At 73.2% G+C, this 20,890-nt stretch carries 21 protein-coding genes and 1 pseudogene; 8 read left to right on the top strand and 14 right to left on the bottom strand.

Annotated elements, in window-relative coordinates; translation table 11 throughout:
- Window positions 1-3 precede the first annotated feature (3 nt).
- Genes AB0K12_RS14850 through AB0K12_RS14840 form a run of 3 tightly spaced genes read left to right on the top strand, consistent with a single transcriptional unit; the run spans window position 4 to window position 3,534 of the window.
- On the top strand, window positions 4-783 hold the full coding sequence (locus AB0K12_RS14850; protein ID WP_364560236.1) for a hypothetical protein: 780 nt from the start codon (window positions 4-6) through the stop codon (window positions 781-783).
- Between the two features lie 12 nt (window positions 784-795).
- On the top strand, window positions 796-2,307 hold the full coding sequence (locus AB0K12_RS14845; RefSeq protein ID WP_364560233.1) for an ABC transporter substrate-binding protein: 1,512 nt from the start codon (window positions 796-798) through the stop codon (window positions 2,305-2,307).
- Between the two features lie 24 nt (window positions 2,308-2,331).
- A complete protein-coding gene (locus AB0K12_RS14840) occupies window positions 2,332-3,534 on the top strand; it encodes a phospholipase D-like domain-containing protein (protein WP_364560230.1) in 1,203 nt (400 codons plus the stop codon).
- A 55-nt stretch (window positions 3,535-3,589) separates the two neighbouring features.
- Here the strand turns inward: AB0K12_RS14840 and AB0K12_RS14835 are convergent, their stop codons facing one another.
- From AB0K12_RS14835 to AB0K12_RS14825, 3 genes are all read right to left on the bottom strand, one after another.
- The gene (locus AB0K12_RS14835; RefSeq protein ID WP_364560227.1) at window positions 3,590-5,029 is read right to left on the bottom strand and encodes an NAD(P)/FAD-dependent oxidoreductase; all 1,440 of its coding nucleotides are present in this window, start codon (window positions 5,027-5,029) and stop codon (window positions 3,590-3,592) included.
- A gap of 1 nt (window position 5,030) precedes the next feature.
- Window positions 5,031-5,591, bottom strand: coding sequence for a hypothetical protein (locus tag AB0K12_RS14830; protein ID WP_364560223.1), 561 nt, complete (start codon window positions 5,589-5,591; stop codon window positions 5,031-5,033).
- Between the two features lie 72 nt (window positions 5,592-5,663).
- Entirely contained in the window at window positions 5,664-6,092 is a 429-nt protein-coding gene (locus AB0K12_RS14825; RefSeq protein ID WP_345392820.1) for an organic hydroperoxide resistance protein, read from the bottom strand.
- A gap of 236 nt (window positions 6,093-6,328) precedes the next feature.
- Between AB0K12_RS14825 and AB0K12_RS14820 the strand changes: the two genes are divergently transcribed.
- The 3 genes from AB0K12_RS14820 to AB0K12_RS14810 are packed head-to-tail and all read left to right on the top strand — an operon-like array spanning window position 6,329 to window position 8,779.
- A complete protein-coding gene (locus tag AB0K12_RS14820) occupies window positions 6,329-7,642 on the top strand; it encodes a molybdopterin-dependent oxidoreductase (protein WP_364560220.1) in 1,314 nt (437 codons plus the stop codon).
- On the top strand, window positions 7,639-8,124 hold the full coding sequence (locus tag AB0K12_RS14815) for a hypothetical protein (protein WP_364560218.1): 486 nt from the start codon (window positions 7,639-7,641) through the stop codon (window positions 8,122-8,124). Before AB0K12_RS14820 ends, AB0K12_RS14815 begins: the two co-directional genes overlap by 4 nt.
- A 43-nt stretch (window positions 8,125-8,167) precedes the next feature.
- A complete protein-coding gene (locus AB0K12_RS14810; RefSeq protein ID WP_364560215.1) occupies window positions 8,168-8,779 on the top strand; it encodes an SAM-dependent methyltransferase in 612 nt (203 codons plus the stop codon).
- A 12-nt stretch (window positions 8,780-8,791) separates the two neighbouring features.
- On the opposite strand, the pseudogene AB0K12_RS14805 reads toward AB0K12_RS14810, so the two are convergent.
- The 7 genes and pseudogenes from AB0K12_RS14805 to AB0K12_RS14775 form a co-directional block, all read right to left on the bottom strand.
- Window positions 8,792-8,935 (bottom strand): annotated as a pseudogene (locus AB0K12_RS14805) (transposase); the annotation flags it as partial.
- Between the two features lie 10 nt (window positions 8,936-8,945).
- Window positions 8,946-10,310 (bottom strand): glycosyltransferase 87 family protein, encoded by a 1,365-nt coding sequence (locus AB0K12_RS14800; protein ID WP_364560212.1) that lies wholly within the window; start codon window positions 10,308-10,310, stop codon window positions 8,946-8,948.
- Window positions 10,311-10,394: 84 nt separating this feature from the next.
- On the bottom strand, window positions 10,395-11,384 hold the full coding sequence (locus tag AB0K12_RS14795; protein WP_364560208.1) for an NAD-dependent epimerase/dehydratase family protein: 990 nt from the start codon (window positions 11,382-11,384) through the stop codon (window positions 10,395-10,397).
- Window positions 11,381-12,025: a TIGR04282 family arsenosugar biosynthesis glycosyltransferase gene (locus tag AB0K12_RS14790; protein ID WP_364560205.1), complete on the bottom strand. Its 645-nt coding sequence runs from the start codon at window positions 12,023-12,025 to the stop codon at window positions 11,381-11,383. The genes AB0K12_RS14795 and AB0K12_RS14790 overlap by 4 nt, the downstream gene beginning before the upstream one ends.
- Window positions 12,022-12,687, bottom strand: a complete 666-nt coding sequence (locus AB0K12_RS14785) for a glycosyltransferase family 2 protein (protein WP_364560202.1) — start codon at window positions 12,685-12,687, stop codon at window positions 12,022-12,024. Before AB0K12_RS14785 ends, AB0K12_RS14790 begins: the two co-directional genes overlap by 4 nt.
- Window positions 12,688-12,864: 177 nt before the next feature.
- The gene (locus AB0K12_RS14780; RefSeq protein ID WP_364560199.1) at window positions 12,865-13,212 is read right to left on the bottom strand and encodes an STAS domain-containing protein; all 348 of its coding nucleotides are present in this window, start codon (window positions 13,210-13,212) and stop codon (window positions 12,865-12,867) included.
- A 23-nt stretch (window positions 13,213-13,235) separates the two neighbouring features.
- Window positions 13,236-14,300: an AraC family transcriptional regulator gene (locus AB0K12_RS14775; RefSeq protein WP_364560196.1), complete on the bottom strand. Its 1,065-nt coding sequence runs from the start codon at window positions 14,298-14,300 to the stop codon at window positions 13,236-13,238.
- A 112-nt stretch (window positions 14,301-14,412) separates the two neighbouring features.
- Here AB0K12_RS14775 and AB0K12_RS14770 point away from each other — a divergent pair, with 112 nt between their 5' ends.
- A complete protein-coding gene (locus tag AB0K12_RS14770; protein WP_364560193.1) occupies window positions 14,413-15,891 on the top strand; it encodes a nitrilase-related carbon-nitrogen hydrolase in 1,479 nt (492 codons plus the stop codon).
- Here AB0K12_RS14770 and AB0K12_RS14765 read toward each other — a convergent pair.
- The 4 genes from AB0K12_RS14765 to AB0K12_RS14750 all read right to left on the bottom strand — a co-directional run bounded on the left by AB0K12_RS14765 (window position 15,845) and on the right by AB0K12_RS14750 (window position 20,520).
- Complete coding sequence (locus tag AB0K12_RS14765) at window positions 15,845-16,840, bottom strand: AraC family transcriptional regulator ligand-binding domain-containing protein (protein ID WP_364560190.1); 996 nt, start codon at window positions 16,838-16,840, stop codon at window positions 15,845-15,847. The two genes, AB0K12_RS14770 and AB0K12_RS14765, sit on opposite strands and share 47 nt — an antisense overlap.
- 110 nt (window positions 16,841-16,950) lie before the next feature.
- Window positions 16,951-17,775, bottom strand: a complete 825-nt coding sequence (locus AB0K12_RS14760; RefSeq protein ID WP_364560188.1) for a patatin-like phospholipase family protein — start codon at window positions 17,773-17,775, stop codon at window positions 16,951-16,953.
- 42 nt (window positions 17,776-17,817) lie between these two features.
- Window positions 17,818-20,019 (bottom strand): polysaccharide lyase 8 family protein, encoded by a 2,202-nt coding sequence (locus AB0K12_RS14755; RefSeq protein ID WP_364560186.1) that lies wholly within the window; start codon window positions 20,017-20,019, stop codon window positions 17,818-17,820.
- Window positions 20,020-20,052: 33 nt separating this feature from the next.
- Window positions 20,053-20,520: an ATP-binding protein gene (locus AB0K12_RS14750; RefSeq protein ID WP_364560183.1), complete on the bottom strand. Its 468-nt coding sequence runs from the start codon at window positions 20,518-20,520 to the stop codon at window positions 20,053-20,055.
- 195 nt (window positions 20,521-20,715) lie between these two features.
- On the opposite strand from AB0K12_RS14750, the gene AB0K12_RS14745 reads away from it, so the two are divergent.
- Window positions 20,716-20,874 (top strand): hypothetical protein, encoded by a 159-nt coding sequence (locus AB0K12_RS14745; protein ID WP_364560180.1) that lies wholly within the window; start codon window positions 20,716-20,718, stop codon window positions 20,872-20,874.
- The last annotated feature ends 16 nt before the right edge of the window (window positions 20,875-20,890 follow it).

The raw sequence follows: 20,890 nt of genomic DNA, 5'->3' as shown, positions 1-20,890 counted from the left end.
GCGATGACCTCCAACCTGTGGGGCGACGCGCATCTGGAGCAGCGAGAGCCGGCGATCCGCGACCTGTTCGCCACCCGGCCGCCCGACCTGCTCGCGACCCAGGAGCTGCGTCCCCGCTCGCGCGCGGTGGTGGACGAGATGCTGCCGGGCCACGCGCGGGTGCACGACGACTTCCCCGGCTGGGGCACGCAGAGCAACCTGTGGTGGCGGGAGGAGCTGTTCGAGCTCGTCGAGTACGGCACCCGCGACGTCGGCATCCTCGCCGAGCACGCCGAGCTGTTCTGGGTGCGGCTGCGGCCGAGGACCGCCGGCGCCGAGCCGCTGGTGTTCTCCACCGCGCACCTGACCTGGCCGGGACACCCCCAGGAGCGGGCCGACGGCCGCAACCTGCGCGCCGGCCAGGCCGAGCGGGTGGTCGCGGCGCTCGACGAGATCGCCGCAGACGCGGCCTGCCTGTTCACGGTGGACATCAACGACATCGGGGCGCCGCTGTGGGCGCTCGGCAACGGCGGCTTCCTCGACTCGTTCACCGCGCTCGGCCGCACCTCGCCGGTCACCCACCCCGTCTCGCCGATGCCGTGGGTCGCCGAGCGCGGGACGCGGCTCTCACCGCTGATGTCACCGTCGAAGGCCATCGACTGGATCTTCTCCCGTGGCCCCGTGGTCACCAGGGCCAGCGAGGTCGTCGACTTCTTCTCCGCCGGGAACGCGCCGTCGGACCACAAGCCCGTCGCGGCGACCTTCACCCTGTCGCCCGCCGCGGCTGTAGCCAGAACGAAATGAAGGAGAGAGGCAATGATGTCACGATCCCGGGCCATGGGCTGTCTCGTCGCAGCCGCCCTGGCGCTCGGCCTCGCGGCCTGCGGCGGCTCCGGCGGCACCGCTGACTCCGCCGGCGGCGAGCAGGTGCTGCGCTACGCGCCGCAGCTGTTCCCCGTCTCGCTGGACGTCCAGCAGTACCCGGCGGAGGAGGCGGTGCAGACCACCGTCCAGCAGAGCCTCGAGACGCTGACCGTCATGAAGGACGGCAAGCCGGAGCCGAAGCTCGCCACGTCGTGGGAGAGCCCCGACGACAAGACCTGGGTGTTCCACCTGCGCGAAGGGGTGACCTTCACCGACGGCACCCCGTTCACCGCCAAGGACGTCAAGGGCTCGGTCCAGCGGCTGATCGACCTGAAGGGCTCGCTGACCCCGCTGCTCACCGGCATCGAGGAGATCGAGGCCACCGACGACCACACGGTGACGTTCAGGACCTCGGCGCCGCTCGGCACCCTGCCCAGCACGCTGTCCCTGGTCTTCATCGGCCAGGGCGACAAGGTCACCAGCGACGCGTACTGGCAGAAGCCCATCGGCACCGGGCCGTTCGTGTTCGACTCCTTCAGCCCCGACGACAAGGTCGTGCTCACCCGCAACGACAAGTATTGGGGCGCCAAGGCCAAGGTGGACCGGCTGGAGATCCTCAACATGCCGGAGGTCTCGGCCAGGATCACCGCGCTGAACAACGACGAGGTGGACGTGCTGGCCGCGATCCCGCCGGACCAGGTGCCCGAGGTGCAGGACGCGCCCGGCATCGCGTACGGCAACGGCCCCAGCTACAACTACTACTTCCTGTGGTTCAACCAGAACAACAAGCCGTTCGACAACGTCAAGGTCCGCCAGGCCCTGCTGCACGCGGTGGACGTGAAGAGCATCGTCGGCGACCTGTTCGGCGACCTCGGCGCGGTCGGCCAGGCGCCGATCACGCAGGCGGTCTTCGGGGCGACGCAGCTGGAGCCGTACTCGTACGACCCTGAGCTGGCGAAGAAGCTGCTCGCCGAGGCCGGCTACCCGCAGGGCATCACGACCACCATCCAGTGGCCGCTGGAGGGCGGGCCGAACATCAGGCCCATGGCGCAGGCGTTCATCTCGGCCTGGGAGAAGGTCGGCATCAAGGTGCAGCCGCAGGAGAAGGAGCGGGCGACCTGGCTGAAGGACCTCAACTCCCTCAACTGGGACATGAACCTGCAGACCAACACGACCGGGACCGGCGACGCCGACTTCACCCTCAACCGCCTCTACAACTGCGACGCCAAGCGCATGGGCTACTGCAACAAGGACCTGGACAAGGTGCTCGGCAAGGCGCGCGAGTCGCTCGACCAGGAGGAGCGCAAGACCCTGTACGCCCAGGCCGCCAAGATCATCTGGGATGACGCGGTCGGCCTCTACCCGGTGGACCTCAAGAACAACTACGCCGTCCGCGACGACGTCAAGGGCCTGGAGATGCCGGCCAGCGGACGGCCGGACTTCTCGCAGGTATCCGTCGGCTGACCTTCCCCACCTTGGAGACCCCCCATGCCTCGTAAGCGTTCCCTCCTGATCGCCGGCCTGGCCGCCGCGGTGACCCTGTCAGGGCAGGCGTTCCTCAGCCCGGCGGCGCAGGCCGCGCTCCCCGAGCCGGCCCGCAGCGCGTGCCGCAACGCCGCGACCGTGCCGGTCGAGACCGGCGCCGCCTTCAACGACCCGGTCGCGGGCACCGCGACCGCCGTCGTGGAGCGCCTCTGCTCGCTCATCAAGCAGGCGCCCGCCGGATCGTCCATCGAGATCGCCGAGTTCGTCATCTCGGGCGACGCCGGCGCCGACTACGTGGCCGTGCTGCTCGACGCCTACCGCCGCGGCGTCGAGGTCCGCATGGTCATCGACGGGTATCAGATCGACAACCCGGCCGCGCAGGAGCTGATCACCACACTCGGCACCGACAAGTCGGCGACGTCGTGGGTGCACGTCTGCGGTCACCTGAGCCCGGAGGGCAACACCTCCTCCTGCCAGGGCACCAAGGGCATGCACAACAAGTTCTCGCTGTTCTCGGAGACCGGCGGCCGGCGCGACGTCGTCGTCCAGGCGTCCAACAACATCACCGACGTCAACTCCACCAGCTACTGGAACAACCTGGTCGTGCTGCCCGGCAACCGGGGGCTCTTCCAGAGCTACGGGAAGTACTTCGACGACCTGGCCGCCGAGGTGCAGAACCCCGACTACGACACCACGGTCGTCACCGGCGGGCCGGCCGGCAAGGTCACCGCCCAGTTCTACCCGGTCGCCGACCGCGACCCGATCGCGCAGCGGCTCGCCGAGGTCGGCTGCAAGACCAAGGGCCGCACGAGTGTCGAGATCGGCCAGTCCGAGTGGGACGGCACCCGCCTGGCCATCGTGGACGAGCTGGCGAAGCTGGTGGCGGCGGGCTGCCAGGTGCGGGTGGTGCACGGACTCGCCGACGCCGAGGTCACCGCCGCCCTGGACGCCGCCGGCGTGCAGCGGCGGGTGCTCGACGGCAAGACGCCCGCCGGCCGCATCCACTCCAAGTACATGGTCGTCACCGACTCGACCGGCCCCGGTTCGGGCCGCGGCTGGGTGATGACCGGCAGCCACAACTTCAACGCCACCTCGCTGCGGCGCAACGACGAGGCGATGGTCGAGCTGTCCGAGCGCGGCGTCGTCGCGGCGTACGCGGCCAACTTCGCCCGGCTGTGGGAGGCCGGGGTGACGCCGCAAGCCTGAGCGTGACCGCCGGCTCGTTCCGCCGCCCCCTCCCGGCGGGACGAGCCGCGGCCGGTCAGCGGCCGTAGGCTTCGAGCAGCCGCAGCCAGACCTCGCTGACCGTGGGGTACGACGGGACCGCGTGCCAGAGCCGGTCCAGCGGCACCTCGCCGACGATCGCGATGGTGGCGGCGTGCAGCAGCTCGGCGACGTCCGGCCCGACGAGCGTGAAGCCGACGATCACCCTGCGGTCCTCGTCGACGACCATGCGGGCCTGGCCCTTGAACCCCTCGGCGTGCAGCGCGGAGCCGGCGACGGCGCCGAGGTCGTAGTCGATGACGCGGGTCCTGATGCCGGCCGCCTCCGCGGCGGCCGCGGTGAGGCCCACGGAGGCGATCTCCGGTTCGGTGAAGATCACCTGAGGCACGGCGCGCTCGTCGGCGGTGGCGGCGTGCCGGCCCCAGCGGCCGTCCTCGGCCCGCTCGCCCTTCGCCCTGGCCACGATGACGTCGCCGACCGCGCGGGCCTGGTACTTGCCCTGGTGGGTGAGCAGGACGCGCCGGTTGACGTCGCCGGCCGCATAGAGCCAGCCGTCCCCGACCGGCGTGCCGTCGGCGCCGAGGACGCGCAGCGTGTCGTCCACGGTGAGCCAGGAGCCCGGCGTCAGGCCGACGGCGTCCAGCCCGATGTCCTGCGTGTTGGGGACGCGACCGGTCGCGACGAGCACGTCGTCGGCCTCGATCTGGTCGCCGTCGGCGAGGGTGAGGTGCACCTTGCCGTCGCCGTCGCGCTTGACGGACGCGGTCTCCGCGCCGATCCGTACGGAGACGCCCGCCTCGCGCAGCGCCTCGGCCACCCGCTCACCGGCGAACGGCTCGGCGTGGGGCAGCACGCCGTCGCGGGCCAGCACCGTCACCGACGAGCCGAACGCGGCGAACGCGGTGGCCAGCTCCGACGCCACGACCCCGGCGCCGATGATCGCGAGCCTGCCCGGCACGGCGCTCGCGGCGACGGCCTCGCGGCTCGTCCACGGGGACGACTCGCGCAGGCCGGGAACGTCGGGGACCAGCGCGCCGCTGCCGGTCGCGACGACGACGGCGTGCCGCGCGGTCAGCGTCGTGACGGTGCCGTCGCCGCGCACCTCGACGGTCTTCTCCCCGGTGATCCTGCCCTGCCCGCGATGGAGCGCGATGCCGGCCTGGTCGAGCCAGGCCACCTGGCCATCGTCCTGCCAGTTCGAGGCGAAGGAGTCGCGGCGGCGCAGGACGGCGGCCACGTCGAGGTCGCCGGTCACCGCCTCGCGCGCCCCCGGCACCTGCCGCGCCGCCCTGAGCGCCGCGGCGCTGCGCAGCAGCGCCTTGGTCGGCATGCACGCCCAGTAGGAGCACTCGCCGCCGACCAGCTCGCGCTCGACGATGGCGGCGGTCAGCCCGCCCTGGACGACGCGGTCGGCCACGTTCTCCCCCACCGGGCCCGCGCCGATGACGATGACGTCGTACGTGGTGCTGGTGGTCATGTCACTTTCCCTTCGCGGCGCGGCCGAGGCGCAGGGCGGAGATCAGGAAGAAGATGCCGCCGAGGACGGCGTAACCGGCGATGTTGGTGAGCATCGGGTTCGGCGCGGCGGCGCCCATGAAGAACGAGGCGCCGGCCAGGACGGAGATGCCGCCGCTGAGGATCATCGGCCACTGGCCGCCCATCCTGCGCCGGACGACGCCCACGACGAGCTGGACGATCCCGGAGACGATGGCCCAGACACCCCACACGCGCAGGATTCCCGGGACGCCGGCGGTGCCGGCGACGCCCAGGCCGATGGCGGCCAGGGTGCTGATGGCGATGTTGACGTACAGGCCGTAGGGGGTGCCCGCGGCCTTGGACGAGCGGGCGTCCACGATGGCCGCGCCCACGTCGAACAGCGGGTAGATGACGACGAGGGCGATGCCGAGCGGGCCGAGCTGGGAGGCGGTGGCGAACACCAGGCCCGCCCAGATGAGCTGGAAGGCGAAGCGCACGAAGTAGAGCTTGCGCAGGGCTTGGGCGATGCTGCTGGTGGTGGCGGGCGTGTCGACGGTGGTCACGATGATCCTTTCAGGGGGTCGATTTCGGGAGGCGGCCGGGCCGGTGGGTCCGTCACGGCCCGGCCACCGGCTTCATGCGACGGTCGCGTCCACGGTGACCGGGATGTTGCCGCGCGTGGCGTTGGAGTAAGGGCAGATCGCGTGGGCGGCCTCGACGAGCTGGTCGGCCACCTCCTGCTCGATGCCGGACAGCTCGGCGTGCAGGGCGGCGCTGAGCGTGAACCCGCCCTCCGGCGTCGGGTGCACCTGCACCTCGGCGATCACGGCGGAGTCGGTCACCGGGGTCTTCCGCTGGGCGGCGACGGCCTTGAGCGCCGAGTGGAAGCATGAGGCCCAGCCGGCCGCGAACAGCTGCTCCGGGTTGGTGGCGCCGCCGGGGCCGCCCATCTCCTTGGGGATGGCCAGGGTGACGTCGAGCAGGCCGTCGCTGGTCCTGGCCTGTCCTCCCGCCCTGCCGTCGCCGGTGGAGGTGGCGATGCCGGTGTAAAGGGTGTCGCTCATGATGGGCCTCGGCTTTCAGTAGACCGAACGTTCTATCTTGCACATCATGCACCCAGGAGAGCCGAGACGTCAAGACCGAACGTTCTGCTTCTCTGGAAGTGGCCGCCCGGGACGTCCAGGCCGCCGCGCCCGGGCAGTCTGGCGCAATGTTTACCGAGGTCAGGCATCGAGGACGGCGCTTTCGGTAAGGACACCTGGCAAACGCATGACGCCGTCCGGGGGAGCCAGTGCCTGACATGCCGCCTGAGGGGGAAGCGCCGGGACGGCTCGCACGATGGTGGCGGGCGGGACCGCCCGGGCCGTTCCGTCCGGGGTTCTGGCGCAGCCCGCTGCGCGGGCCGTGGCTCACGGCGGTGTTCGGGATGGCGCTGCTGCCCGGGCTGGCCGTCGTCGTGGTCACCGGGCTGCTGTCGTACGCGGCGTACGAGCCGCGGCTGCCGGGCAACGACACCACCCCGGGTAGGGGGCTGCTGGGTTTCTACCTGTTCGAGTGGCCCACTGATCCCGCCTGGCTCTACCGGGTCACCCAGGGAGCGCACGTCATCCTCGGGCTGACGCTCGTTCCGGTGTTGCTGGCCAAGCTGTGGTCGGTGATCCCCAAGCTGTTCGACTGGCCGCCCGCGCGGTCGGTGTCGCAGGCCGTCGAGCGCGTCAGCCTGGTGCTGCTGGTCGGTGGGGCGGTCTTTCAGTTCGTCACCGGGATACTCAACATCCAGCTCTTCTACGTCTTTCCGTTCTCCTTCTATCCGGCCCACTTCTACGGGGCGTGGATCTTCCTGGCGGCGCTCGTCGTGCACGTCGCCGTGAAGCTGCCCACCGCCGTGCGGGCCCTGCGGTCCAGGGACTTCCGGCGCGAGCTGCGTACCGGCCTGGCCGGCACGCGGCCCGAGCCGCCCGATCCCGACGGGCTGGTGGCGGCCTCCCCGGCCGAGCCGACGATGTCGCGGCGCGGGATGCTGGCGTTCGTCGGTGGCGGGTCGCTGCTGATGTTCGGGCTGTCGGTCGGGCAGACGCTGGACGGGCCGCTGCGGCGTACGGCGTTGCTCGCGCCGCACGGCCGCGACTACGGGCCAGGCCCGAACGACTTCCAGATCAACAAGACGGCCGCCGGCCTGGGGGTGAGCGCTGCCGACACCGGTGACGCGTGGCGGCTGACCCTCGCGGGGTCTCGTCCCGTGGTCCTGACCAGGGCCGAGCTGCTGGCGATGCCGCTGCACACGTACGCGCTGCCGATCGCCTGCGTGGAGGGCTGGTCCACCGAGCAGGAGTGGACGGGCGTCCGGCTGGCCGACCTGGCCCGGCTGGCCGGCTTCGCGCCGGGGACGGCCGGGGTCACCGCCACGTCGGTGCAGCGGGTCGGCTACTTCGGCTCGGCGTCCTTCAGCCCCCGTCAGGTGGCCGACCCGCGCTCACTGCTCGCCCTGCGCGTCAACGGCGCCGACCTCTCACTCGACCACGGCTTTCCCGCCCGGATCATGGTGCCGAACGCGCCCGGCGTGCACACCACCAAGTGGGTGCACAGACTCGACTTCCACCAGGAGCTCTCGTGAGCGGCCCCGGCCCCGGCCCCGACCGGCGGCGGGCCTCCGGCGGTCGGTGGCGGCGGGTTTACGGTGCCTCGCCGTGGCATCTCGCCGGGCTCGCCGCCTGCTTCGCGGTGGCGGGTTACGCGCTGACGCGGGTGGTGGGGGCGGGGATCCTCATGGGATTCGCCGTGTGGTTCATCGGCGCGATCATCCTGCACGACCTGGTCATGTGGCCGCTCTACACCGCCGCCGACGGTGCGTTGCGCGGGCGGAGGCGTCGCCCGTGGCTCAACCACGTGCGGGTGCCCGCCGCGCTGTCGCTGCTGCTGTTGCTGGTGTGGTTCCCGCTCATCCTGGGCGGGGCCGAGGCCAACTATCGGACGGCGGCGGGGCTGAGCACCGCCCCCTACCTGCTGCGGTGGCTGATCGTCACGCTGGTGCTCTTCGCCGCCTCCGGCCTGCTCTACGCGATGCGGCGGCGGGCCGCGGGACGGCCGGATCGTTGAGCGGCCGCGCGACGAGCGCGAGCCACGCAGACGGCGCAGCGGCATGATCGGCGCCTTCTACGAGCACGGCCTGCGCGGCGGGTACGTCGAGGTCGAGTACGCCGACGGCCGCGTCACCCCGCTCGCCGCCGAGCGGTGGCTGCGTCCCATCGAGGGCGACGAGGGCGTGCTGGCCCGCTGCGGCGGCCCCACCCTGGACGTCGGCTCCGGCCCCGGCCGGCTGACCGTGGCGCTCACCAGGCGCGGGGTGTTCGCGCTCGGCATCGACGTCACGCCGCTCGCCGTCGAGCTGACCCTGCGGGCCGGCGGTCTCGCCCTGCAGCGCTGCGTCTTCGGCCCGCTCCCCGGCGCGGGCCGGTGGGCCGAGGCCCTGCTGACGGACGGCAACATCGGCATCGGCGGCGACCCGGCGGCGCTGCTGCGCCGGATGCGGCAGCTCGTCAGGCCCGGCGGGACCGTGCTGACCGAGGTCTGCCCGCCCGGCTCCAAGAGCTCAGTCGACCGGATCAGGCTGCGGTACGGCGGGCGTGCCGGCGACTGGTTCACCTGGGCCACCGTCTCGGCCGACGACATCGGGCCGCTCGCCAGGCGCTGCGGGTTCCCGCACGTCGAGCAGTGGAGCGTGGCCCGGCGGTGGTTCGCCGCCCTGTCTTGACATCCTCCCCACGGCATGAACACGGGCCACCTTCAGCCGGGCCTTGGCCCGGTTCGCACCGCCCTTGACCTTGCGCGCCAGGGCACGCTGCGCTCTGGCCAGCCTGCGGCGGCCGGCACGCTCATGCCTGGGATTGACGATCTTCTCCCCGGGGCTGAAGCCCGGGCTATCCACGCTCAAGGAGTTTTGATGACCGGCTCCTGCGAACGACGGCTCCCGTCACCACGGCGATCGCCGCCAGCGCGTACGCCACCGTGCCGACGTCTTGCTGGATGCCCAGGTAGGCGGCGGCCCCGGCGAGCGGGACGCCCAGCCACTCCCACCGGCCGTCGAGCGCGACCAGCGCCACGACCAGCAGGGCGTACCAGGGGTAGCCCGGCGTGAACGCCAGGAACGCCACCCCCGTCACCACCAGCGCCCCCTGCCACGGCCGGTCGGGGGCGGCGCGGCGGAGCACGAGCAGGGCCGTGGCCGCGAGGACCGCGAGCGCCGCCGCCGGCGCCGCCGCGCCGGGCAGGAGCAGGCGTAGCAGCGCGTACCGGGTGCCGCCGCTGCCCGCGTAGCCCTCCTCGTCCAGGTAGCCGGACAGGTAGCCGAGGACCGAGCCGCCGGACGTGAGCGCGTACGGCAGGTAGGCGAGGGCGACGACGAGCGCGGCGGGGACGAGGATCGCCGCCGCGTCGCGTACCCGCCGCCGCAGCGGCACTCCCCCGGCGAGCAGCCCGGACAGCGCGCCCGGCACCGCCAGCGCGGGCACGAGCTTGACCGCGATCGCCGCCCCGAGCAGCGCGCCCCTGCCGCGCGTGACGACCCCCAGGGCGAGCACGGTGAGCAGCACGCCGAGAACGTCCACGTGAGCGTTGTTGACCGCTTCGAGCGGCACGGCCGGGCACCACGCCCAGCACGCCGCCATGACGGGATCCCGACCGCGCCCGCGCAGCGCCGCGAGCAGCGCCAGCGACGTCCCCACTGCCAGCAGCGCGCCGCCTGCCTGGAGCGCCTTGTGGCGGCTCGCGTCGGGTGAAAGCAGGTGCACGACCAGGAAGTACGCCTCCGCCAGCGGCGGGTAGACGGTGTGGACGGCCGGACGGTTGATGCGGGTGCAGCCTTCGGGGTCGTGGACCGGGTACCGGTAGGGGTGATGGCAGGCCGTGCCCCTCGGGAACAGCCAGGGGTCGCGCAGCGTGGCGAGGACGGGGTCGCCGGGCGCGTGCGCGTACGGGGAGATGCCCGCCGCCTGGACCCGCCCGTCCCAGACGTACCGGTAGGAGTCGGTGCTGGTGGTCGGCAGCGCGAGCAACCCGGCGGCGGGTACGAAGACGGCCCCCGCGACCAGCAGGAACACCGCCCACCGCCCCGGCACCCTGCGCACCGCCCACACGGCCGCCGCGAACAGCACCCAGGACACCGCATACCAGCGGATATGCCGCGAGAAATCCCCCGTGAGCGACCCCGCCGTAACGGTCAGAACGAGCGCAGCGACCAGCGCGAGCAGCAGCACCCCCGCCCCCACGCCCCACCCCCACGGCACGGTGCCGGGCGTCGCCTTTCCCCGCCGCCCTCTCCTCAGGAGGGGCTCGTCCGGGCGGGTCGCATACTCCTCCACTGTCGGGCCTCAGGCGAGGGGGGCGGTGGCGAACTCCTTCATGCCTTCCGTGAAGGCGATGCGGGCCTGGAAGCCGAGGTCGGTGGCGGCGCGGCGAGGGCTGGCGACGATGTGGCGGACGTCGCCGAGCCGGTACTCGCCCGTGACGACCGGTGCGGGGCCGCCGCGCTCGGCCGCCAGGGCCTCGGCGAGGTCGCCGACCGTGTGCGGGACGCCGCTCGCGACGTTGTAGGCCGTCAGAGTGCCGGGAGTGCCGCCGCCGAGGGCGGCCACGTTGGCGTCGGCGACGTCGCGCACGTGGATGAAGTCGCGCGTCTGGCCCCCGTCCTCGAACACGCGCGGCGCCCGCCCGGCCTCCAGCGCCGACCGGAAGATCGCCGCCACCCCCGAGTACGGCGTGTCGCGCGGCATCCCGGGCCCGTACACGTTGTGGTAGCGCAGGGCCACCGCCGTGCCGCCGCTCTCACGGGCCCAGTTGCCGGCCAGGTGTTCCTGGGCCAGCTTCGTGGTGGCGTACGCGTTGCGCGGGTCCACCGGCGCGTCCTCGTCGATCTCGGCCAGGACAAGCTGGTCGCCGCAGCGCGGACAGCGCGGCTCGAACGACCCCCGCGCCAGGTCGTCGGCCGAGCGCGGGCCGGGGCGCACCCGGCCGTGCCGCGCGCAGTCGTACGCGCCCTCGCCGTAGACCACCATCGACGAGGCCAGCACCAGCCGCCGCACCCGGTGCCTGGCCATCGCGGCGAGCAGGACCGCGGTGCCGTACACGTTGACCGAGGCGTAGTCGGGCAGGTCGGCGACGTCCACGCCGAGCCCCACCTTGGCCGCCTGGTGCACGACCGCGCCGGTGCCGGGCAGCAGCCGGTCGAGCCGTTCCGCGTCGCGTACGTCGTCGCCCGACCGCAGGTCGAGCCCGGTCACCCGGTGGCCCTGCGCCTCCAGCGCCGCCACCACGTGGCCGCCGATGAAGCCATCGGAACCGGTCACCAGCACCGTCGTCATCGTCGTGCTCCCATTCCGGCGAGCGCGGCCGCGTACCGGGAGCCCCGGGCCAGCGCCGCCACCTCGATCGCGTCCGTCATCGTGTCCACGTCGGTCAGGCACGGCATCAGGGCGACGCTCATCCCGGCCTCCCAGAGTCTGCGCAGCTGGATCTCGCCCGTGGTGGGCGCCGACATCGGCACGCCGACCAGCAGCCCCCGATCGGGCGCGCGCAGCCCGAGCAGCCAGAAGCCGCCGTCGGCCGCCGGGCCGAACACCGCGTCGTACTTGTCGAGCAGCGCCAGGGCGTCGGCCAGCATGCCGGGGCCGACCTGCGGAGTGTCCATGCCGATGAGCACCATGGGGACCGGCCGCAGCCGGTGCGCGTCCTCGAAGGCCGCCGCCAGCCGCTCGTCCAGACCGTCCCCACGCTGGGAAAGCACGGTGAACCCGGCGGGCAGCCACGGACCCGGCGCCCCGTCGAGTGCGAGCACCCGCCCGGCGCCAGGGACGCGGGCCACCGTGCGCAGGGTGTCCTCCAGCGCGGCGCCGGCCAGCTCGGCCGCCTCCTCAGGCGTGAGCGGCGGCACCAGCCGCGTCTTCACCCGCCCCGGCACCGGCTCCTTGGCGATCACGATCACCTGCCCGTCAGGCGTGGTCATGCGGCGGTGCGGTGGCGGGTCATGACGCGGCGCATGTCGCCGACCGCGCGCAGCGTGCCGCATACCGTGCCGGTCACCTTCGAGCGGCCCCTGCGCGGCAGGTAGGCGACGTCGGCCTCGCCGATGCGCCAGCCCGCCGCGCCGGCGCGCAGCACCATCTCCAGCGGGTAACCGAAGCGGCGGTCGATCAGCCCCAGGTCGAGGAGGGGTACCCGGCGGGCCGCGCGCATCGGGCCGAGGTCGCGCAGCGGCACCCCCGTACGCCGGCGCAGCACCGAGGCCAGCACCGCGTTGCCGAGCCTGGCGTGCACCGGCCAGGAGGCGCCGGGCGCCAGAACGCGGCGGCCCAGCACCAGGTCGCGCTCCCCTGCCAGGACCGGCCCGGCGACGCGGGGCAACTGGGCGGGGTCGAGCGAGGCGTCGGCGTCCATGAAGCACACGACGTCGGAGGCGGCGGCCGCCAGCCCCGCGTGGCAGGCGGCGCCGAACCCGCGCCGGGGCTCGCTCACCACCGTCGCGCCCAGCTCGGCGGCGATCCGCGCGGACCCGTCGGTCGAGCCGTTGTCCACCACGATCGGGTGGAAGTCATCCGGCATGCGCCCGAGCACCCACGAAAGGGCGGCCGCCTCGTCGAGGCAGGGCAGCACCACGTCGATCTTCATGCCGCCGACGCTAGGCCGACCGGCACCCGCACCCCATGACGGGACGTGGCGGTCTTCCCGAGAAATTACCTGCTATGAGGGCATTGCTGGGGCCGAGCGGACGCCTAGGACTCGTCCTCGGCCGGCTCGACCGGTGGCGCGGTAGAGGACACGATCACGGAAGTCGTATGACAGGTGTCATGTGGTGCCATGCGCGTGCATGGCCGTCTGGGCGTCGGGGTGGATGTCGAAGGCCGGCCAGGCGCCCGAGATCCGCAGCACGCGCGCGGGCGCGTCCTGGACGGCCGCCAGACGCAGCGCGCCGCCCCGCTCGCGTACGGCGGCGTCGAGGCGGAGCAGCAGGTAGAGCCCGCGGCTGTCGATGAAGGTGAGCCCGCCGAGGTCGAGGATCAGGTCCTGGCCCGGGCGGTGGTGCTCGTGGACGAAGGACTCCAGCCCGCGTTCGTTGGTGGAGTCGAGCTCGCCCCCCACGGTGATGAGCAGGCCGCCGGGCAGGTCACGGCGATCGTAGGTCAGGGGCGACATGGCGGTGCGGGTTTCCGTTGCAGCTAGGGCTCCGTGGTGCTCGTCGTTTCCTCACCGTCCACTGTCGTCCCGGTTCGGGGGCCGGTCAGCACGTCAGACGAAGCGCCGAGCGGCCCGCCGTCCACGGAACGAAGGCCGTGCAGGGTCTCGCTCGGCGTGCGGCCGTAGACGGCCCGGTAGGAGGCGGCGAAGCGGCCGGGGTGGAAGAACCCCCAGCGGGCGGCGACCGACGTGACGGTGAGGGTGGCGGGGTCGCCGGCGCGCAGCTCGTCATGCGCCCCGGCCATGCGGACCTGACGCAGATAGCCGAGCGGGGTGGTGTTCAGGTGCCGGCGGAAGGCGTACTGGAGGGCGCGCGGGCTGACGCGGGCGGCTGCGGCGATCTCGGCGATGCCGAGCGGCGCGTCGGCGTGCTCGTCGATGAAGGCCACCGCGCGGCGCAGCGTCTGGGTGTGGGCGTCGCGGCGGTCGGCGGCGACCTCGTCACCGGGCAGCGCGGCGTTGCTGGGCAGGGTGGTGAGCACGGTGGCGGCGAGCAGTTGCCCGGCGCCGGCGGCCACGAGCGGCTCCGCGGCCAGGCCGGGGTCCGACAGGACGTCGTCGCGTACGTACGTCAGCGTCCTGTACAGGTGGCGCGCGGCGGCGGCGGAGACGGGCCGGTGGCCGAGCACCTGGACCGGCTCCGGCGGCCGGCCCGGCAGGACGGCCGCCACCTGCTGTAACAGGCCGGTGTCGAACATGATGATGGTGAAGCCGGCCCGGCTGATGAGCCCCCTGTAGGGCCGGTCGGGCGGGGTGATCAGCACCGCGTCGCCCGGCCGGAAGACGTCCTCCTCCTCACCCTCGACCCGCTGGTCGATGCGGCCCGACTCGACCACGCACAGGCACACCTTGCCGAGCGGGTCGACGGCGTAGCTCATGTGGAAGTCGAACTCCACGTGATCGACGCTCACCGGCCCCGCGACGCAGCGCGAGACGCGGGTGTGCGGGCGGTCGACGTCGGAGCCGATGCTCATGCTGGCGTACGCCCTGCTGAGGAACTCCTCGGCCTGGCCGAGATCACGGCTCTCGAAGGTCAACGGCTCCATCGGTCGCTCCGCTCGTCAGCCCCTTAACGAGATGGTACGGCGCGCCTCGGTCACGGATCACGCGTGTTCCTGTCACAGACCGGCACCGGACCGCGCACTTAGCGTCGCCGGCATGGTGAAGAGACTCGACCGGCGGTGGCTGTGGCTGGCCGCCGGAGCGTTGTTGTGGTTGTTCTCCGTGCACGGGCGGTTCGACGTCCCCGTGGCGGCCTGGCTGTCGCCGGTCTTCCTGCTGCGGTTCGTCAGGACGGGTCCCGCGCTCACCGGGCTGCTCGCGGTGTGGGCGGCGTCGGTGGTGTCGGGGGTGTTCTGGCTGGTGGAGACGGCGGTGCCGGTGGCGCCGCTGGTCGTCGTGGGCATCATCGCCCTAGGCACGCTGACCGTGGTGCCGTACGTCGTGGACCGGCTCGTCACCCCGCGCGCCGGGCTGCTGACCGGCCTGCTGGCGTTTCCCGCGGCGTCGGCGGCGTGCGCCTTCCTGATGACGGTGCTCAGCCCGTTCGGGACGGCGTTCGGGGTGCCGGCCGCCACCCAGCACGGCAACCTGGCGCTGCTGCAGGTGGCGGCGGTGACGGGGCCTTATGGGATCGGGTTCCTCATCGGCTGGTTCGCGACCGTGGTCAACCACGTGTGGGCGCGCGGGGCGGCGAAGCGGGTCGTGGGCTCGTACGCGGCCGTGCTGCTCGTGCTGCTGCTGGCGGGCGGGGCGCGGCTGGCGTTCGCCCCGGTCGGCGAGCCGAGCGTGCGGGTGGCCGGGATCAGCCCCGACACCTCGGTGACCCGCGAGCTGCGCGGCGTGATCGGCGACGACTTCACCGCGCGCAGCGTGGCGGAGCAGGACCGGCAGGCGGTAAGCGCGGCGTTCGCCAAGGCCAACGACAATCTGCTGGCCAGGACGCGGGAGGCGGCCCAGGCCGGGGCGCGGATCGTGATCTGGTCGGAGCAGGCGGCCAACCTGCTGGAAGGGGACGAGGAGGCGTTCCTCGGGCGGGTCGCGGCGCTGGCCGAGGAGCAGCGGATCTATGTCCAGGCCGCCGTGTACCACTTCCTGCCGGCCGAGCCGTACGCGGCGAACCGCACCTACCTGTTCGGCCCCGACGGCGCCCGCTTGTGGCGGTACGACAAGTCGCACCCCATCCCTGGGCTGGAGTCGTACCCGGCGGGGCCTGGTGTGGTGCCGGTGGTGGACACCCCGTACGGGCGGCTGGCCACCGTGACCTGCTTCGACGCGGACTTCCCCGAGCTGATGCGGGTGGACGCGGACATCATGATCGTCCCCGCCCGCGACTGGGCGGAGATCGGCCCGGTGCACAGCCAGAAGGCGAACCTGCGCTCGATCGAGAACGGCTACGCGATGATCAGGCAGGCGGAGTTCGGCGTGTCGGGCGCCTTCGACGCGCGTGGCAGGAGTCTGGCCATGCACGACCACGGCGGCTCCGAGCGGCACGTGGTCTTCTCCGACGTGCCCACGGGCGGCGGCGGCGCGACGCCCTACCGGGTGATCGGGGACGCGTTCGCCTGGGCGTGCCTGGCCGGCGTGGCCGTCATGATCGGGCTCGCGGTCCGGAAGCGGCGAGTCCGGAAGCAGTGAGTCCGGAAGCGGCGAGCGCGGCGCGGTACTCGCCCGGCGGGATGCCCGTCCAGCGCGCGAACGCCCGGCGGAACGCGCTGGGCTCGGAGAAGCCGAGCCGCCGGGAGATCTCCTCGACCGGCACGCCGCCGAGCCTCAGGTCCGCGACGGCGAGGTCGCGCAGCACCTCCTCCTTGATGCGCTGGAACGAGGTGCCCTCCTGGCGCAGCAGCCGCCGCAGGTGCTGGGGGCTGATGGACAGCCGGGCCGCCACATCGGCGGCCTGGGTGCGGCCTGCGGCCTGCGCGCGTTCGATGATCGTGCGTACGCGGTCGGCGGTCGTCGTACCGTAGTCGCGGTGGTGGATCAGGTCTGCGGGCGACCTGCAAAGATACGCCAGCAGGTCGCCCTCCTCGCGGACGACGGGAGCGCTCAGCTCGCGGGCGTCGAACTCGATGGCCGCCACCGGCGCGTCGAAGGCGGCCACGACGCCGAACACGGACACGTACTCGGCGCTGTGGCCGGGCTCGGGAAAGGGCAGCTCCAGAGCCGTCAGCGGCACCCGCCGCGCCGCCAGCCACGCCGCGAACCGATGCACGAGCGCGAGCATCAGCTCGGCGGCGAGCGGCCTGACGACGACCCCCGGCTCAGCGGCGATCTCGACCCGGCACGTCCCGCCGCCGACGACGAGCCGGCTGCGCGAGAACCCGGTGGTGAGCGCAGCGAACTGGACAAACCGGTCGAGCGCCGTCCTCAGGTCAGGAGTGTGGATCAGGCCGAGAAAGATCATCCGGAACGTGCCCGGCGGCACCGGACGCGGTCCGAGGGCCAGCAGCTCGTCACCCGTGCGCTGCCAGAGCTCCCGCACCAGCCCGATCGCCTCGTCACACGCGACGCGGGTGGCGCCGGGCCGCCACGGCGCAGGCAGATCCGCATCCGCAGCGGCCACCGCCTCACGCACGAACTGCACGGCGACCCCACGATCCGACGCCATGTCGGCCGCCGCGCGAACGGCGATCCCGTGATGCGGCACCGCGCCTGCCACCGCGCGAACGGCGATCCCCTGACCCGGCACCTCCGTCAGCCCCAGAGAGCGGCGACCTTGGCGGCGACGGCGCGGCCCTGGGCGTGGCCGGCCTTGGCGCTCGGGGTGCGGGAGGAGGGGGCGAGCGCGTTCGTGCCGAAGGCGGCCAGCGAAGCCTCGTCGGGCTCGATCACCTCGACCGCGCCCTTAAGCCCGGACCAGGCCGGCTCCCCCATGTCGGGCGTGGGCGCCAGCACGAGCACCCGCTCGAACCCGGCCGCCAGGTCGGCGTTGGTGCTGGAGCGGATGCCGCCGTCCATGTAGCGGGCGCCACCGATCGTCACGCACGGCCACACGGCCGGCACCGCGCAGCTGGCCGCCACCGCGTCCACCAAGGACACGCCGTCGTCCGGCCCGAACAGGCGAGGCTCGCCCGTCCGCGCGTCCACGGCGACGACGACGAGATCGCGCTCCGGCCAGTCGTGAACGGGCAGCCGAGCCTCGATCACGGCCCTGCGCTCCGCCTCGGCGACGGTCTCGGCGGCCAGCGCCAGCGCGCCGATCTCGCGCCGCTGCGCCTCGGGGTCAGGCGTGCTCTCGGCGATCTGCTGGAAGCGAGCCCACAGCTCCTCCATCGGCACCCCGGAGTCCAGCTCGGGCGTGTGCAGGGCGGGATCGGTCTGGCGGGCGAGCAGATGGGGCAGCGGAACACCGCTGGTGATCTGCGCGGCCACCGTGGACCCCGCCGACGTGCCGATGATCCGATCGGCGCCCAGCACGTCGACGCCCTGCTCCGCCAGCCCCGCGATCACCCCCGTCTCCCACGCGATGCCGGCGATCCCGCCGCCACCCAGGACCAACGCCCGCCCGTTGCCGCCCATCGGTACCTCCATAGGATCGTTCAACCCCGGCACCCCCGGTTCTCATCCCGTGTCGAGGCGCAAGGTGACGGTCACCGAGCCGCCCTCCATGTCACCGAGCCGCTCGAAGGTCAGCGTCCTTCCCGATGACCGGGCAGGCCCGCGCAGCAGCCCCACCACCGGAGCCGCCCAGGTGACGGCCAGCTCGGCGAGGTCGCGGCGGGGGTCGGCGACGGTCAGCGTCGCGGTGCCGTCGGCGTGCTCCTGGGCCAGCACGGCGCACGGTGCGGACGCAGTCAGGCCGCCCGCGGTGCCCGCGTTCCAGAAGCAGGCGGCGGTGAGACGCAGCGCCGGCACGTGGACGGCCTGGATCCGGGCGGTGTTGGCGAGCACCCGCACCCGCCCGGGGTCCGCGGCCCAGGCGCGGGTCCGCTCCAGGTCCGCGCCGGGCAGCAGGGTGTACTGGTAGGAGGCGGCGCGCGGATCGACGCCGTGGTCGAGCCAGAGCGTCACGTAGTCGCGCCGGGCTCCGCCGCCGGATCGGCGTTCCCGCAGTGTGCGGAGCTGCTGCCCCGGGACGACGTAGCCGCCGTGGCCCTCAAGGTGGGCCCAGCCGTCGGCGACGGTGAGGGGGGCGGTGGTTCTGCGGTTGTCCACGATCGTCTCGACCGGTACGCCGTCGCGCGCGGTGACGCCGGCCCCGAGGCAGACCACGGCGTCGTCGAGGAAGAACCACGACTTGAACGCCTCCATCGTGCTCTCCAGCCCGCTCAGGTGCTGGCCCACCGCCGCGTACGTGCCGTCGGTCGCGCCGCCCACCCACCGCCACGGCGTCCGCGTGCCGCCCCACGCCTCCCCCGCCCCGTCGGGCAGCCGCCGGGTGGAGACCGTCGTGCCGGGCAGCCGGTAGGGGTCGACGGTCGCCCAGAAGCCGTCGGAGTAGTGGTCGCCGTGGCCGTCCGCCCACCAGTAGAGCAGGCCGGAGCCGGTGTGCCAGCCGCGCGGGTTCTCGCCGTTGCCGTGCTCGTAGTGGCCGATGCGGTCGGAGGCCATGCTGAGCGCCGCGCACCAGCCCGGCCTGCGGTGCACGGCTCGGGCGCTCATCGGCAGCAGCCGGTGACCGACCGGCTCGGGCGCGGCGGGCACGGCGGCGTCGGACATGACCGGCGCCAGCCGGGCGTGCAGGGCCGGCGCGGCGTGCTCCAGCATCGGCCGGTACGTCCCGCGCACCGCCCACCCCTTGACCATGGCCTGCCACCGCTCCCGGTACGCGGCCGGTGCGCTCTCGCCCAGCAGCAGCACGGCGGCGGCGATCTCCCTGCCGCGCTCGTGGTCGCCCCACGACCTCCTGCTGATGCCCCGGCCGCGTACGAGATCCATGCAGGCCCCGTCACGAACGAAGGGCGCGAAAGACCGCTCCACCAGGTCGAACACCCTCCCGTCCGCGAGCTCCCACGGCGTGCCGCGCAGCGCGGCGTACAGGGTGGCGAGGCCCGACAGCAGCGTGACGCCGTAGCCGCCCTGGTAGGGCACGGACGTGTGCTGCACGAACGAGCCGTCCCGGTAGAACCCGTCGCCCTCCGACACCGGCACGAGCACCGGCGCCAGCGCCGAGACCGCCAGCTCGGCGCGGACGTGGTCGTCGGTCAGCATGGCGCGCAGCAGCGTCACCAGGCACAGGTCCACCCGGTTGGCGGCGGTGCTGGTGCCGGTGTAGTGGCGCAGCCGGCGCGGCGGCACGAAGTGGTCTACCGACTCGGCCAGCGCGGGATCGTCCGCTCCGGTCAGGACGACGGCGTCGAGCAGCGCCCGCGGGATGCCGATCTGCCAGTGCCACCAGTTGCCGACGGCCTCGGCTCCGGCGGCGTAGACGTGGCGGCGGTAATGGGCGACGCCCTCCTCGACCGCCTCGGCGAGCGCCGGGTCGCCGGTCAGGCCGGTGCCGTCGATCACGTACGCGTGCGCCATCGTCCGCAGCCGCCCAGGCGTGACCGTGGACGAGGGGAAGGGCTCGTCGGGCCAGAGCGAGGAGGAGCGAGGGGCCATCGTGGCGAGGTGGCGGGCGGCGGCCCGGCCCAGCGCCCGGTAGGGGCGGGCCCGCGGATCGTGCGGCGGCCCCGCCGTCACCTCCCGCCAGCGGCGGCGCAGCAGCACGAACGCGGTGTCCGGCGTGTACGCCGCCCGCGCGGGCGCCAGCGCCCCGACCGTCCCGGCCGCGGCCACGCCGCCGAACCGCAGTAAGGAACGCCTCGATGGCCGCAGCACGCCTCGATTATCACGCCGCGGATCACCGCCAGGTCAGAGCCCCGCCCTGATCGGTACGACGTCGCCCGCCGCCCCCTGGCGCGGGATCGCGAACCAGGTGGCCTTGCCGACCAGGTCGGGCCGGGTGACGTAGCGCTGGGGATGGCAGCCGTAGAAGCCGTCGGACAGCCGCGCCACGATGCGCAGGCCCCGCCCGTGCTCGGCGGCGAGGTCGTGCGGCGCGGGCGCGGGCAGCAGGGGGCTGCCGTCCACGACGACGCACATGACCTCCCTCGGGTCCACCAGGAGCAGCAGCTCGTACGGGTCGTCGCCGTACATGAGGGCGTTGGTGACGAGCTCGCTCACCATGAGCACCGCGTCGTCCACCAGGGAAGGAGGGAGGGCGAGTTCCGACAGCTGCTTCCGCATGAGGGCTCGGGCGTGACCGGCCGTCCGTGCGTCCTCGCGCAACGGCCACGCATACTGCTGACGGCTCCGGCGAGTCGATCGCAGCCTGGTCATGGCGTCTCTTTCCGATGCTGAGGGGCGGCTGACGCGCGTGTCTCTCAACAAGAGGACCTGCCTAGGGGTTGACGTACACGGCCGTCGAAACGTGTACGTATGAAAGGCCGCAACGGGTCAAAGTTTCGGGGAGAAATCGGCAGGGATTTGCCTGTCGCCGCGCACGGCGGCGCCGGGCCGGGTACGCACACCCGCATGAGCAGTGCAGACCACAACGCACCCAAGAACGACGCCAAGCGCCGCAAGCGGCCGGAGCCCGAGCACAAGCCGGCCGGCCGGCAGGCGCTGGAGCGGGCGCTGTCGGAGTCGGGCAAGGCCCTGGAAGACCTCATCGGCGGCCCGTCCCCGGCCTGATCACCGGCAGGAAGGC

Origin of the sequence: Nonomuraea sp. NPDC049419 (assembly GCF_040676995.1) — a bacterium.
GTDB lineage: Bacteria > Actinomycetota > Actinomycetes > Streptosporangiales > Streptosporangiaceae > Nonomuraea > Nonomuraea salmonea.
This window is presented reverse-complemented; position numbering and strand designations above follow the sequence as displayed.

Excerpts from the sequence above, each read along its gene's own strand:
- AB0K12_RS14850 (WP_364560236.1), top strand. The coding sequence starts at position 4 with ATGACCTCCAACCTGTGGGGCGACGCGCATCTGGAGCAGCGAGAGCCG.
- AB0K12_RS14845 (WP_364560233.1), top strand. The coding sequence starts at position 796 with ATGATGTCACGATCCCGGGCCATGGGCTGTCTCGTCGCAGCCGCCCTG.
- AB0K12_RS14840 (WP_364560230.1), top strand. The coding sequence starts at position 2,332 with ATGCCTCGTAAGCGTTCCCTCCTGATCGCCGGCCTGGCCGCCGCGGTG.
- AB0K12_RS14835 (WP_364560227.1), bottom strand. The coding sequence starts at position 5,029 with ATGACCACCAGCACCACGTACGACGTCATCGTCATCGGCGCGGGCCCG.
- AB0K12_RS14825 (WP_345392820.1), bottom strand. The coding sequence starts at position 6,092 with ATGAGCGACACCCTTTACACCGGCATCGCCACCTCCACCGGCGACGGC.
- AB0K12_RS14820 (WP_364560220.1), top strand. The coding sequence starts at position 6,329 with ATGCCGCCTGAGGGGGAAGCGCCGGGACGGCTCGCACGATGGTGGCGG.
- AB0K12_RS14810 (WP_364560215.1), top strand. The coding sequence starts at position 8,168 with ATGATCGGCGCCTTCTACGAGCACGGCCTGCGCGGCGGGTACGTCGAG.
- AB0K12_RS14795 (WP_364560208.1), bottom strand. The coding sequence starts at position 11,384 with ATGACGACGGTGCTGGTGACCGGTTCCGATGGCTTCATCGGCGGCCAC.
- AB0K12_RS14790 (WP_364560205.1), bottom strand. The coding sequence starts at position 12,025 with ATGACCACGCCTGACGGGCAGGTGATCGTGATCGCCAAGGAGCCGGTG.
- AB0K12_RS14785 (WP_364560202.1), bottom strand. The coding sequence starts at position 12,687 with ATGAAGATCGACGTGGTGCTGCCCTGCCTCGACGAGGCGGCCGCCCTT.
- AB0K12_RS14780 (WP_364560199.1), bottom strand. The coding sequence starts at position 13,212 with ATGTCGCCCCTGACCTACGATCGCCGTGACCTGCCCGGCGGCCTGCTC.
- AB0K12_RS14775 (WP_364560196.1), bottom strand. The coding sequence starts at position 14,300 with ATGGAGCCGTTGACCTTCGAGAGCCGTGATCTCGGCCAGGCCGAGGAG.
- AB0K12_RS14770 (WP_364560193.1), top strand. The coding sequence starts at position 14,413 with ATGGTGAAGAGACTCGACCGGCGGTGGCTGTGGCTGGCCGCCGGAGCG.
- AB0K12_RS14760 (WP_364560188.1), bottom strand. The coding sequence starts at position 17,775 with ATGGGCGGCAACGGGCGGGCGTTGGTCCTGGGTGGCGGCGGGATCGCC.
- AB0K12_RS14750 (WP_364560183.1), bottom strand. The coding sequence starts at position 20,520 with ATGACCAGGCTGCGATCGACTCGCCGGAGCCGTCAGCAGTATGCGTGG.
- AB0K12_RS14745 (WP_364560180.1), top strand. The coding sequence starts at position 20,716 with ATGAGCAGTGCAGACCACAACGCACCCAAGAACGACGCCAAGCGCCGC.